This is a genomic window from Rufibacter roseolus, assembly GCF_017916365.1.
GTDB lineage: Bacteria > Bacteroidota > Bacteroidia > Cytophagales > Hymenobacteraceae > Nibribacter > Nibribacter roseolus.
On record NZ_JAFMSU010000003.1, the window covers coordinates 1,320,870 to 1,332,903 of the forward strand.

Annotated in this window: 13 protein-coding genes; 6 read left to right on the plus strand and 7 right to left on the minus strand. The window is 51.7% G+C overall.

What is annotated here, in order from left to right; genetic code table 11:
* Positions 1-164: 164 nt before the first annotated feature.
* The 6 genes from nuoF to J3P35_RS21345 form a co-directional block, all read right to left on the minus strand.
* Positions 165-1,508 carry an NADH-quinone oxidoreductase subunit NuoF gene (gene nuoF / locus J3P35_RS21320; RefSeq protein WP_149092016.1) on the minus strand — a complete coding sequence of 448 codons (1,344 nt, stop codon included), beginning with the start codon at positions 1,506-1,508 and terminating at the stop codon, positions 165-167.
* Positions 1,490-1,981 (minus strand): NADH-quinone oxidoreductase subunit NuoE family protein, encoded by a 492-nt coding sequence (locus J3P35_RS21325; protein WP_246850403.1) that lies wholly within the window; start codon positions 1,979-1,981, stop codon positions 1,490-1,492. The genes nuoF and J3P35_RS21325 overlap by 19 nt, the downstream gene beginning before the upstream one ends.
* A 121-nt stretch (positions 1,982-2,102) precedes the next feature.
* Positions 2,103-3,317, minus strand: a complete 1,215-nt coding sequence (gene nuoD / locus J3P35_RS21330; RefSeq protein WP_210466732.1) for an NADH dehydrogenase (quinone) subunit D — start codon at positions 3,315-3,317, stop codon at positions 2,103-2,105.
* Between the two features lie 72 nt (positions 3,318-3,389).
* On the minus strand, positions 3,390-3,896 hold the full coding sequence (locus tag J3P35_RS21335) for an NADH-quinone oxidoreductase subunit C (protein ID WP_210466733.1): 507 nt from the start codon (positions 3,894-3,896) through the stop codon (positions 3,390-3,392).
* Between the two features lie 3 nt (positions 3,897-3,899).
* A complete protein-coding gene (locus J3P35_RS21340; RefSeq protein ID WP_062543819.1) occupies positions 3,900-4,454 on the minus strand; it encodes an NADH-quinone oxidoreductase subunit B in 555 nt (184 codons plus the stop codon).
* Between the two features lie 103 nt (positions 4,455-4,557).
* Complete coding sequence (locus J3P35_RS21345) at positions 4,558-4,941, minus strand: NADH-quinone oxidoreductase subunit A (protein WP_210466734.1); 384 nt, start codon at positions 4,939-4,941, stop codon at positions 4,558-4,560.
* Positions 4,942-5,389: 448 nt separating this feature from the next.
* On the opposite strand from J3P35_RS21345, the gene J3P35_RS21350 reads away from it, so the two are divergent.
* From J3P35_RS21350 to J3P35_RS21360, 3 genes are all read left to right on the plus strand, one after another.
* Entirely contained in the window at positions 5,390-5,941 is a 552-nt protein-coding gene (locus J3P35_RS21350) for a hypothetical protein (RefSeq protein WP_210466735.1), read from the plus strand.
* A gap of 142 nt (positions 5,942-6,083) precedes the next feature.
* Positions 6,084-6,530 carry a nucleoside deaminase gene (locus tag J3P35_RS21355; protein WP_317195414.1) on the plus strand — a complete coding sequence of 149 codons (447 nt, stop codon included), beginning with the start codon at positions 6,084-6,086 and terminating at the stop codon, positions 6,528-6,530.
* Between the two features lie 78 nt (positions 6,531-6,608).
* On the plus strand, positions 6,609-7,220 hold the full coding sequence (locus J3P35_RS21360; protein ID WP_210466736.1) for a superoxide dismutase: 612 nt from the start codon (positions 6,609-6,611) through the stop codon (positions 7,218-7,220).
* A 4-nt stretch (positions 7,221-7,224) separates the two neighbouring features.
* On the opposite strand, the gene J3P35_RS21365 is transcribed toward J3P35_RS21360, so the two are convergent.
* Positions 7,225-7,377, minus strand: coding sequence for a hypothetical protein (locus J3P35_RS21365; RefSeq protein WP_210466737.1), 153 nt, complete (start codon positions 7,375-7,377; stop codon positions 7,225-7,227).
* A gap of 194 nt (positions 7,378-7,571) precedes the next feature.
* Between J3P35_RS21365 and J3P35_RS21370 the strand changes: the two genes are divergently transcribed.
* From J3P35_RS21370 to J3P35_RS21380, 3 genes are read left to right on the plus strand one after another with little or no spacing between them, the layout of a single operon-like run.
* Complete coding sequence (locus tag J3P35_RS21370; protein ID WP_246850405.1) at positions 7,572-10,022, plus strand: DUF2339 domain-containing protein; 2,451 nt, start codon at positions 7,572-7,574, stop codon at positions 10,020-10,022.
* Positions 10,012-11,259: a DUF3999 family protein gene (locus J3P35_RS21375; RefSeq protein ID WP_210466738.1), complete on the plus strand. Its 1,248-nt coding sequence runs from the start codon at positions 10,012-10,014 to the stop codon at positions 11,257-11,259. The genes J3P35_RS21370 and J3P35_RS21375 overlap by 11 nt, the downstream gene beginning before the upstream one ends.
* Before the next feature lie 6 nt (positions 11,260-11,265).
* On the plus strand, positions 11,266-11,940 hold the full coding sequence (locus tag J3P35_RS21380; RefSeq protein WP_210466739.1) for a hypothetical protein: 675 nt from the start codon (positions 11,266-11,268) through the stop codon (positions 11,938-11,940).
* Positions 11,941-12,034 lie beyond the last annotated feature (94 nt).

Consider the following 12,034-nt stretch of genomic DNA (forward strand, 5'->3'; position numbering starts at 1 on the left):
CTCGTGCTGATATTTGCATTCCCGAGAATCGTTTCCCATTCGCTTTTAGCGCTTGTTTTCGGTTCTTCTAGCTTCTTTGTCATCCCCTACCCCCTTCAAAGGGGGACTTACCGGGAATGTATATTTCAGACCTGCTTTCTCTAAAACAGGCCTGAAACAATAATTTATGCTAATACAGATTCAGCTTTGTTGAACACCGCGCCGGGAGCCGTAGCTGCCTGCGGATGTTTCACGTGCCACTCGAACTCCTCGCGGAAGTGACGAACGGCGGCGGCAACTGGCCAAGCAGCGGCATCACCCAATGGACAGATAGTATTACCTTCTATCTGCTTGGCAACACTTACCAATAGGTCGATGTCGTGCATGTGGCCGTGGCCGTGCTCAATGCGGTGCAATACTTTCTCCATCCAACCGGTTCCTTCACGGCACGGGCTGCACTGCCCGCAGGACTCGTGGTGATAGAAACGGGCCAGGGTCCAGGTATGGCGCACGATACAAGTCTGGTCATCCATCACGAAGAACCCGCCGGAACCCAGCATGGTACCCGTGGCGAAACCTCCGTCAGAAAGCGACTCGTACGTCATTAATCTATCTTCACCGGCCGCGGTTTTCAGGATTAACTCTTTCGGTAGAATCGGAACGGAAGAACCTCCGGCAATAACTGCTTTCATGTCACGGCCTTTCCAGATACCACCGCAGTACTCGTCTGAGTAGATGAATTCCTCTACAGGAACACCCAACTCAATCTCGTACACGCCTGGCTTGTTGATGTTACCACCAGCAGAAATCAGTTTCGTACCGGCACTACGTCCAATACCGAATTTCGCGTACTCAGCAGCGGTGTTGGTGATAATCCACGGAACAGTAGCAATAGACTCCACGTTGTTCACCACAGTTGGGCAGCCGTAAAGACCCCAAACCGCCGGGAAAGGAGGCTTGTTTCTTGGGTTACCACGCTTACCTTCCAGAGATTCCAACAATGCTGTTTCCTCGCCGCAGATGTACGCGCCACCACCTGGGTGCACGTGCAAGTCCAATGAATAACCGCTTCCTAAGATGTTCTCGCCCAAGAAACCGTTCGCGTAGGCTTCAGCAATGGCTTTTTCCAGAATGCGCAGCACGTACAACAACTCCCCGCGGATGTAAATATAAGAGGTACGGGCACCCAGCGCGTAGCTAGAGGTAATCATCCCCTCAATCAACAGGTGCGGTAGTTTCTCCATCAAATACCGGTCTTTGAAAGTACCCGGCTCTGATTCATCGGCGTTGCATACTAAGTAGCGGGGCTTGCCTTCTGGTTTGGCCAAAAAGCTCCACTTCATCCCGGTAGGGAATCCGGCACCACCCCGGCCTCTTAAGCCTGAGGCTTTCACTTCTTCCACCACTTCCTCGGGGGACATGGTTTTCAAAGCTTTCTCTACGGAGGCGTAGCCGCCGTGCTTGCGGTACACGTCAAAGGTGTGAATGCCTTCAACGTTGATATGTTCAGTTAATAATTTTCTTCCCATGGTTTCCTTACGGTTAAGGCTTTCAGGTCTTCCAGCATCTGGTCAGCGCTGGCGGCATCCAAGTTCTCGTAAAATTGTTCTCTCACCTGCAACATTGGGCCCGTGCCGCAAGAGGCCAGGCATTCCACAGTTTTCAAGGTGAAGTTTCCGTCGGCAGAGGTCTCGCCTACTTTGCAGCCCAGACGGTTCTCCAAGTGCTCAATGAGTTGGTCAGAACCCCGCAGCATGCAAGGGCCCGTGCGGCATACTTCCAGCACGTGCTTGCCTACCGGCTTCAGGTTGAACATGGTATAGAAGGTGGCTACCTCGTATACTTCTATGGGTTGGATGTTCAGGATCTCGGCCACTTTATCCATTACCTCGGGGCTCACCCAGCCGCCAAACTCCGCTTGCGCGATGTGCAGGATAGGTAAAATGGCTGATTTCTGACGGTCAGCGGGATAATGGGAAAGATAGCGCCGGATTTCAGCCATGGCCCCTTCCGAGAACTGTACTTGATTTACGCTTGCTGTTTGATCCATTTGGTCAATGGTCGGTAGTATATAAAGCTGCCTTATGGCAGGCTTGGAATAATCTGTTTCTAATAAGAATGGCTTAAGCGTCCAGCTCGCCGGCAATCACGTTCATGGAAGAAAGGATTACAATCGCATCTGACAATTGTGTGCCCACCACCATTTCTGGATAGGCCTGGTAATAGATGAAGCAAGGTCTTCTGAAGTGCAAACGGTACGGCGTGCGGCCTCCGTCAGACACTAAATAGAAACCAAGCTCACCATTTCCGCCTTCCACTGAGTGATACACTTCGCCAGCTGGAGCATCAATCTCACCCATCACAATCTTGAAGTGATAGATTAAGGCTTCCATGTTGCGGTACACCTCCTGCTTTGGCGGCAGGTAAAACTCAGGCGCATCAGCGTGGAACGGACCCTCAGGAAGGTTGTCCATGGCTTGCTGGATGATGCGCAAGCTCTGCCAGATTTCCTCGTTACGAACCATGAAGCGGTCATAGGTATCGCCCTTGGTGCCTACCGGAATTTCGAAATCGAAGTCTTGGTAAGAAGAGTAAGGGTTCATGACACGCACATCATAATCCACGCCCGCGGCCCGCAGGTTAGGACCGGTGAAGCCGTAGTTCAAGGCGCGCTCGGCGGTGATAGGTCCCACGTTCTCCACCCGGTCAATGAAGATCCGGTTACGGTTGAACATGGTTTCAAACTCGCGAAATACCTTAGGGAAGTCACGCAGGAAATCTCTGATTTTTTGGATAGCTACCGGGGATAAATCACGCTCCATGCCGCCTACTCTACCCATGTTGGTGGTTAAGCGGGCACCGCAGATCTCCTCATAGATTTCGTAGATTTTCTCTCTTTCTTGGAAAACGTACAAGAAACCCGTGAAGGCTCCGGTATCTACCCCCAGGATTGAGTTACAAATCAAGTGGTCGGCGATACGGGCCAACTCCATCACGATTACCCGGATGTACTCGGCACGTTTGGGAACGGTCACGCCTAACAGCTTCTCTACCGTCATCCACCAGCCCATGTTGTTGATGGGTGAGGAGCAGTAGTTCATGCGGTCAGTGAGCGGGGTGATTTGATAGAAGTTACGTCGCTCCGCGATTTTCTCGAAGGCGCGGTGAATGTACCCAATCGTCGGCACGCCGGACACAATCTTCTCGCCATCCATTTGCAGGATGTTCTGGAAGATACCGTGCGTGGCGGGGTGCGTAGGTCCTAAATTCAGGGTGGTGAGCTCCTGCATGTAGGAATCTGGGGTAACTATCTGTGTATTCTGTTTGGCTAACTCCATGTGGGAACTTAGTAGTAAGCAGAAACGCCGGCGGCCTTGTCCTGTGAACAAAGCCGTTGGCGCTTATAAGGTTTATCTTCCGAAGAAGGTATTAATCTTGTCTTCGCGGGTCTGGTCTTCCAGCGGAAACTCTTTACGCATAGGAAACGCCTCCATCTCCTCCACATTCAAAATGCGGATAAGATTGGGGTGCCCTTCAAAGCGGATGCCGTAGAAGTCAAAGGTTTCGCGCTCCATCCAGTTGGCGGTGGCGTACAGGTTGGTAGCGGTAGGCACCACGGCATCATCCTCAGGGAAGAAGATTTTGATACGCAGCCGCACGTTGTGCACCAGGCTGTGCAGGTGGTAAATAACGCCTAATTCCTGGCCCTTGTTATCTGGGTAATGGATACCGCACATAGTGGTCAGGAACTGGAATTGCAGGAAGGCATCATCATACAAGGCTTGCAGCATTGGGATGATGTTTTCCCGGGTAGTGGTCACGGTCACAAGCCCGTAAGGCTCATGGATATCAAACAACTGGTCGCCAAATTTCTCTTGCAGCGATTGCACCAGCAGTTCGTTGGTTAGTTCGGCCATGCCTTATTTAATGTTGTAAGAAGCCAGTAATGCTTGATATTCCGGGGAGTTCCGGCGGCGGAGCGACTCGTTCTCGGCTAGGTCCTGAATGCGCATCAAGCCATCCAGAATCTGCTCAGGGCGTGGCGGGCAACCAGGCACGTACACGTCTACCGGTACAATGCGGTCAATGCCTTGCAACACGCTGTATGAGTCAAAGATACCACCGCTGGTAGCGCAGGCACCTACGGCAATCACCCAACGGGGCTCAGCCATCTGCTCGTACACCTGTTTCACCACCGGACCCATTTTCTTGGCAATGGTACCCATCACCATCAGCAAATCGGCCTGACGGGGTGAGAAGCTTGGGCGCTCAGACCCGAAACGGGAAATATCATAATGCGAGCCCATGGTAGCCATGTACTCAATACCGCAGCAGGAGGTAGCAAACGGCAACGGCCACAAAGAGTGCTTACGGGCCAGACCTACTACTTTCTCCAGGGAAGTGGCGAAAAAGCCGGTTCCTTCTACCCCTTCTGGGGCGTCTACCATGGTTAAATTGCTATTGTTATCGCTCATGAGTCTTTTTCGCTTGGTTTCAGAAAAACAGGCCAAAAACCGGCCTCTTTCTGAACACGTTATCGCTTGTAAAAGTTTGCCGCCTTCGCGACGATTATTGACGCTATTCCCACTTGAGAACGCCTTTCCGGATCACGTAGTAGAATCCGGTCAAGAGCAATCCCATGAACATGAGCATCCAGACGAAGCCATCCAGACCCAAGGCTCTGAAATTCACGGCCCAAGGATAGAGGAAGATTACTTCCACGTCAAAAAGTACAAACAGGATGGCAATCAGGAAATATTTGATAGAAATTGGGGCACGGGCATCGCCTTTCGATTCAATACCACACTCCCAAGAGGCGTTTTTCACTGCGCTTTTGCGTTTTGGGCCAATCAGGTGGGTCACCACCATAGAGAACACCACAAAACCAAGGGCCGCCAAAAATTGAATAACTATTGGAAGATAATCTCCCGGTAAATATTGAGCAGGGGCAGTTGTTTCCATATTATAAAGCTATTTGGTGCAAAAGTAGGCACTTAAACCTAAGATTCAAACTAAAAAGACGTTTGCCTTCTGGTTTGGATTTCTGTTTAAACAAACGAACAATTGTTCTAGTTATTTTGCAAAATCAACGGAACGAAATCGATGTATTTTAAAAAAAACAGAAATAATTAGGGATTCTTGTAATATTTCTTAAAATTCATACACCAATAAGAATGAGTGTTCAGAAGACACTCCCGCAAGCGGAGAAATGCCCCTCCATTTCCCCACTTGCTAAATTTTAAGTAAGTTTTCTTCAACCGATAAATGCCCAGCTACTTTAGTTGGGCTTTTTCCGTTTAGGCGTCACCATAAAAATTGCTTTCTGCCTACCTTTGCGCTCTGCCGGAACTTAACGGCCCAATATTTGCATTCGGCTGTTAGCCATAACCTAGATGCCTTTACCCAGAATATGAATAAAAAATACCTGCTTACGCTGGCCTTACCCCTTTTGCTGCTGCTGGCATTCGCCCCGAAACTCAAAAAAGTGACAGTGGCCAAGAACGTGACGCTGTCTATTCCGCAGAACTTTGAGGTAATGCCAGACGATGGCATTGCGCGCGAGTACCCGGCGGCCCGCAAGCCTCTGGGCGTGTACACCAGCCCGGACGGTAACGTGGACATCAGCGTGAACCAGCGCCCCAGCACTTTCCCTGCCGACGACATCAATATCCTGCTGCCTTTCTACAAGGCCTCCATCCAGCGCATGTTCACCGAGGTGCAGTTTCTGCGCCAGGAGAAACAAACCATTAACGGCCGCGATTTCCTGGTGTATGAGTTTGTCTCCACCATGCGCGATGAGCGCCGGAGCCGCAACATGGCGCCCGTGCGCAAGTACACGCTCATTCAGTACACGTTCCAGAAAGACCAGATGCTCATCTTCAGTTTCAACGCGCCGGTGCAACTGCAGCAGGAATGGCAGGAAACCGCCCGTGCCGTCATGGCCAGCGCCACTGTGAAATAAGATTTCCTGCCTTTAACCGCCGGAAAGCGGATAACTTTATTTCGGGCCTGTTTTGCAGAAAACAGGCCCGAAATGCTTTCTATACAACTAAAGAATCTGGCAGGCAGTAGAAATAGGTTGATTTTTCCTTTAACTTCATCTTGTGTTAAGCATCCATTCAGACGAACATTTCATGCGCGAGGCCTATAAGCAAGCGCAATACGCCCTGGAAGAGGGCGAGATTCCCATTGGCGCGGTAGTGGTGTGCCAGAACAAGATCATCGCGCGCGCCTACAACCAGACCGAGAAACTCAACGACGTAACCGCCCATGCTGAGATGCTGGCTTTCACTGCCGCCGCCAATCACCTGGGCAACAAATATTTGCACGACTGCACCCTCTACGTCACCGTGGAACCCTGCGTCATGTGCGCCGGTGCCAGCTACTGGTCACAGCTCAAACGCATTGTCTACGCCACCGCCGATGAGAAGCGCGGTTATCGCCGCACGGGCGTGAACCTGCTGCACCCCAAGACCGAACTGGTGGCCGGCATCATGGCCCACGAGTGCGCCCAATTGATGACGGACTTTTTCAGGGCGAAAAGAATTTAATCTTAACTTTGGCGCGTTCCGCACAGTATGTATGTAGGAACAACTATTGTATTCTATAACCTAAAAACACATAAAACTATGGCATTTGAACTTCCGCAACTTCCGTATGCGTACGATGCGCTGGAACCGCACATCGACCGTCAGACCATGGAAATCCACCATACCAAGCACCACCAGGCCTATACCACTAACCTGAACAATGCTATCCAGGGGACTGAGAAGGAAAATCAGTCCATTGAAGAGATCCTGCGCGATGCGGCCAAAACCCCAGCCGTACGCAACAACGGCGGCGGTTTCTATAACCACAACCTGTTCTGGACCATCCTGGCGCCAAACGGCGGCGGTAACCCAACCGGCCCGGTAGCCGAGGCTATAGACAGAGCCTTCGGTTCTTACGATGCCTTCAAAGAAGAATTCACCAAAGCCGCTACTACCCGTTTCGGGTCTGGCTGGGCCTGGCTTTGCGCCGTGGAAGGCGGTTCTGTTGCCATCTGCTCTACTGCCAACCAAGACAACCCGCTTATGGAAGGTGTTGACTCTTGTGGCGGCGTTCCCATCCTGGGTCTTGACGTTTGGGAGCACGCTTACTACCTCAAGTACCAGAACCGCAGACCTGAGTACATCACGGCATTCTTCAACCTCATCAACTGGGACGAAGTAAACCGCCGCTACGCTCAAGCCAACGGCTAAGCAACTAAGATTTTAAATCTGCCGAAAGGGCCTCGCTGTTAAAGGTGAGGCCTTTTTTGTTTGGAGCAGGATTTTCGGGATTTAAAGGATTTTCAGGATTGCGTGATTGTTGATTGTTGTACAAAATATAAAATGCTGGCGCGAGTTTTCGACTCATGGCTACCGCTGGTGGTACCATGGCTGGAGCGGCCATTAACAAAGAGCTGGTTGAGGAGCGTTTTTAAGGTGATTTCGAGAAAACAGGCTCACACCAGATTTCTGTGACCCATTTCACATGCCACCGGTGACTGCCTTGCTCTTTGTTTCTCAGGATTATATTGTAATATAGAGCCTAGACTATAAGGGGCTTCTATGGAGATTTTTCTGCTTTTGGTGCTGGTGGTGCTGGCGATCTGGTTTGGCACCAGGGTCTCCAACCATTTAATGCAGCACCGTCATGACATGCAGGAAGTACGGGAAGAACTGGCCCGTTTGCGGGAGCAGCTCAGCCGGTCCACGGTACGTCCGCCCATAGATGCCGCGGCAGCTGCAGCCCGTCGGGGTGCCGCAACTCAAGCCGCTTTTACACCAGAAGAAACTTCTGCTCCGGCCCAGCCTCAGCCTGTAGCGCCTCCGGTAGTAGAACCTATTTTGCCTCCGGTTCTTTCTCCGGTTGAGGTGGCCTCTCCTACTACGGAACCAGAACCAGTTTCCGTGGCAGCCTTCACGACAACGGAGGATACGGCCGTAAATCAACAAGCAGAACCGGCTAGGCCTTCTTTCTTCTCGCGCAAGCTGGATTGGGAGAAGTTCATCGGGGAGAACCTCATCAACAAGTTGGGCATTGCCATTCTGGTGCTGGGCATCGGGTTCTTTGTGAAGTATGCCATTGACCAGGACTGGATAAACGAAATTGGAAGGGTGGCTATTGGGTTGCTGGCGGGCGGCGTCCTGCTGGGCGTGGCCCATCGGCTGCGGAAAGAATACAAGGCTTTCAGCTCGGTGCTGATTGGGGGCGGCATGGCCGTGCTGTACTTCACCATCGCCATTGCGTTCCACGAGTACCAGATTTTCAGCCAGACCGTCGCATTTGTGCTAATGGTGGCCATCACGGGTTTCACCATCTTCCTGTCCATCGCTTATGACCGCATGGAGTTGGCCGTGCTAGCCTTGATTGGTGGTTTCGGGAGTCCGTTCATGGTGAGTACTGGCGAGGGGAATTACGTGGTGCTCTTCGTCTTTATCCTGCTTTTGAACGTGGGCATTCTGGTGCTGGCGTACTTCAAGAAATGGAACCTGCTCAACCTTATTGCCTATGGGTTCACCATCGTGCTGTACGGCAGCTGGTTTGCTACACGGGTACAGGGCATGCCCAATCCCCCCTACGTGGGGGCGCTGGTCTTCGCGACGCTCTTTTACCTGGTGTTCTTTTTGATGACCATCATCTACAACGTGAAGGAACGCCGCCGCTTCACCGGGCCCGAGATCATGATGCTGCTGAGCAACACATTTCTGTACTACGGCGTGGGCATGTACGTGATGTCTCAGTTGGCCGGCGGCAGCTACCGGGGCTTGTTCACCATTCTGCTGGGCGTGTTCAACTTTGCCTTCGCTTACGGGCTGTACCGCAGCAAACGCGTGGACCGCAACCTGGTGTACCTGCTCATCGGGCTGGTGCTCACTTTCCTGAGCTTGTCGGCGCCTATTCAGTTGGAGGGCAATTACATTACGCTGTTCTGGGCGCTGGAGGCGGTGCTGTTACTGTGGCTCTCGCAGCGGTCCGGTATTCAGCTTATGAAATACGCCTCGGTGCTGGTGCTGGTGCTCATGCTAGGCAGCCTTATCATGGATTGGCTGGACTATTCTATTTCCCGCGAGGGATTGCCCCTGCTCCTGAACAAACTGTTCATCACCGGGGTAGTATCGGTGGCGTCTTTGGCGGGTACCTGGTGGCTTTTAGGTAGGGAGAACCCTGATACAAACCAAGGCAGATTCCTGAGCCTCTACCGGAAAACCGTGGGCCTTGTGCTGGTGCTTTTCCTGTACCTGGTGCTTTTACTAGAGTTGCAACATCAACTGGTGCATTCCACCTTCAGCGGCGATGTACAGGTGCTGGCATTGGGCTTTTTCCATTACCTGTTCCTGCTGGGGCTGTTGTGGTGGAGTCAGCGCCTGGCCAACCCTGTGTATGGCTGGCTGGTTATGGGAGCATCTGTGGTGGCTTTGCTGGGCTATTTGACCAACCTGCAGCCCTCTACCACTTACATCCGGAACGGCTATCTTTTCAACCAAAATGAAACGTTAGGGGCCTTCCTGTTTCACTATCTGCCTTTGCTTTCTTTGGTGCTGCTCCTGGCGGCGGTCCTCCGGAAAGTGCAGCAGCAGTTCGGGTTTAGCAGCCGGTTGGGCAAAGTAAGTCTTTGGGTAGCCAGTGCGGCCGGGGTTTTTCTGCTCAGCGCGGAGTTGGAGCACATCTGGCTTTTGACCTCCCACCCTACTTCCGAGGAACTCTATGAATCTTTGCGGCACATCCGCAAGATCGGGTTCCCGATTCTGTGGGGCGTGATCTCGTTTGCACTCATGATGGTGGGCATGTCCCGGAAAGTCAAAACCCTCCGGATTATCTCCCTTACCCTGTTCTTTCTCACGCTGCTGAAACTCTTCCTGTTTGACGTGCGCGACATGTCTGGGGGAGGGAAAATCGCCGCCTTTATCTGTTTAGGCTTGATCTTGCTGGTGATTTCCTTTATGTACCAAAAACTGAAGAACCTGATCTTAGCCGGTGATACCGCCCCTCAAGACGCCACCTCCCATGAAGCGTAACCTGATTTTCATCTTAAGCGGATTGCTTTTGCTGGTCCTGGGCGCCGAGGCGCAGGATTTTGCCTGGCAGGCCCAACTGGCCACCGTAACGCAAGGAGGCTACCACCGTATTCTGCTTTCTCCGCAGGTTACCGGCCACGCGAAACCCAACCTGGAGGACCTAAGGTTATTCAATCCCAAAGGACAGGCCGTCCCTTACCTGTTGCGCACCGAGGTTCCCGTACAGTACCGTACTCTGTTTAAGCCCTACCAAATTCTGCGCTACACCCGCAAACCCGGCGGTATGTCTGAACTGCTCGTGCACAATCCAGAGAAAAGGAGCATCAACAACATCAGCCTGCTCATTGGCAATGCCGAGGTCCGGAAACAGGTGTCCCTGAGCGGCAGTGATGACCAGCAGGATTGGTACGTGCTCAAAGAACAAGATCTGCTGTACGCCATCCAGAACACGCAGAAAACCGCCGAGGTCAAGCTTCTGGATTTTCCTCTGAGCGACTACCGCTACTTCCGCCTCCAACTGAACGACTCGGCCAGCGCCCCGCTCAACATCCTGCAGGCCGGCTACTATGACACCTACTCAGAGGCCGGCAAATACACCCGCATCCCGGTGCAATCCTTTTCCCGTGTAGACAGTACCCAGAACCACACCACCTACCTGCGCCTGAAATTCGGGCAACCGGTGTACCCCGAGCAGGTGGCTTTTCACATCTCGGCCCCGCAACTGTATCACCGGCCGGGCAAAGTAGTCTTGGGTAAGGAAAAAGTGTATGAGCGCCGAAGAAAGAGAAGACGCCGGGCCCGCCTAGAGGAGATTTCCGTACCGTTGCTGCTCAGTTCCAATGCGCCCGCCGTGCTGGATCTACCCCGCCAAAAGGTAGAGGAACTCATCATCCAGGTTGAAAACGCCGATAATCCACCCCTCACCATTGACTCCGTGCAGGTGCTGCAACTCAACCGCTACCTGGTGGCCGCGCTGGAACCCAACCAGACCTACACCCTCCGCTTCGGGAATGAGAAACTGACCGCCCCGGAGTATGATTTGGAGTTCTTTCAGGACAGTATCCCTAAGAACATTCCCGTTGTTGAGGTGCAGCCTGTAAAGGCACTTGCCCCGGCTAAGGTCAAAACCAGAAGTAATGGCTCCAAAATCCTGATCTGGGCGGCTATTGCCGTGTTGGCGGTCGGGCTTGGCTACATGACCGTGCGGCTTTTGCGCGATATGGAGAAAAAAGGCTGAAAACAGATGGGCAAGACAGTTTCATTCATCTTCATTCTTTGCCTGTATTCCTTTTTCGCGTTAGGGCAAAAAAAGCCTATTTCTATTAGCCATGATGATGGTTACCCGCTGCAAAGACCCTTACGCCACTTAATTGCGAAGCAGCAAAACCAAATAATACTGAAAGCAGGCCTCCGGTTAGTAGATGTCGTGATCCGTAATGGCAAATTTGATTCACTGCAGTTGAATCCTGAGGAGGAGTACAGCTACTATATTACTCCCAATTCCGCTGGCGAAGTTATAGTTGCCATTGTTTACATGTATAAAGAACAAGGGCAAAGCCTTATCGCAACCAAGACAAGCGCTTTCCTGGCCATTGAACCACCGCCTGTTCATGTTAAACTGTTGCAAAACAAATTAGCCTTAAACCAAACACTCTCCTTTGTTCTACTAAACAAAAGAACAGGCAAGCCCTTGCCAAACCGATATGGTATTGGTCGTTTCTTTGATGTGAGGGTGTATGATGAACAAGGCAAACTGGTTGACACCGCCCCTATGCAATCAAGTACTGTCATCACCCTTGCTCCTTTTCCAAAGCCAATTAACTTTAAAACTGGCTACACTCTTAAATTCACATTCCCGATCAGGGATTTCAAGACTGGAATTCTTTTTTCCTCTGAGGAAATAGTTTATAAACTATAGCTATCCATTTAGGACCTGTTTTCTGCAAAACAGGCCCTAAACGTTATCTCACTTTCAATACTAGCCTAAGTAAAAGCTATTTTCTGCTTTATAG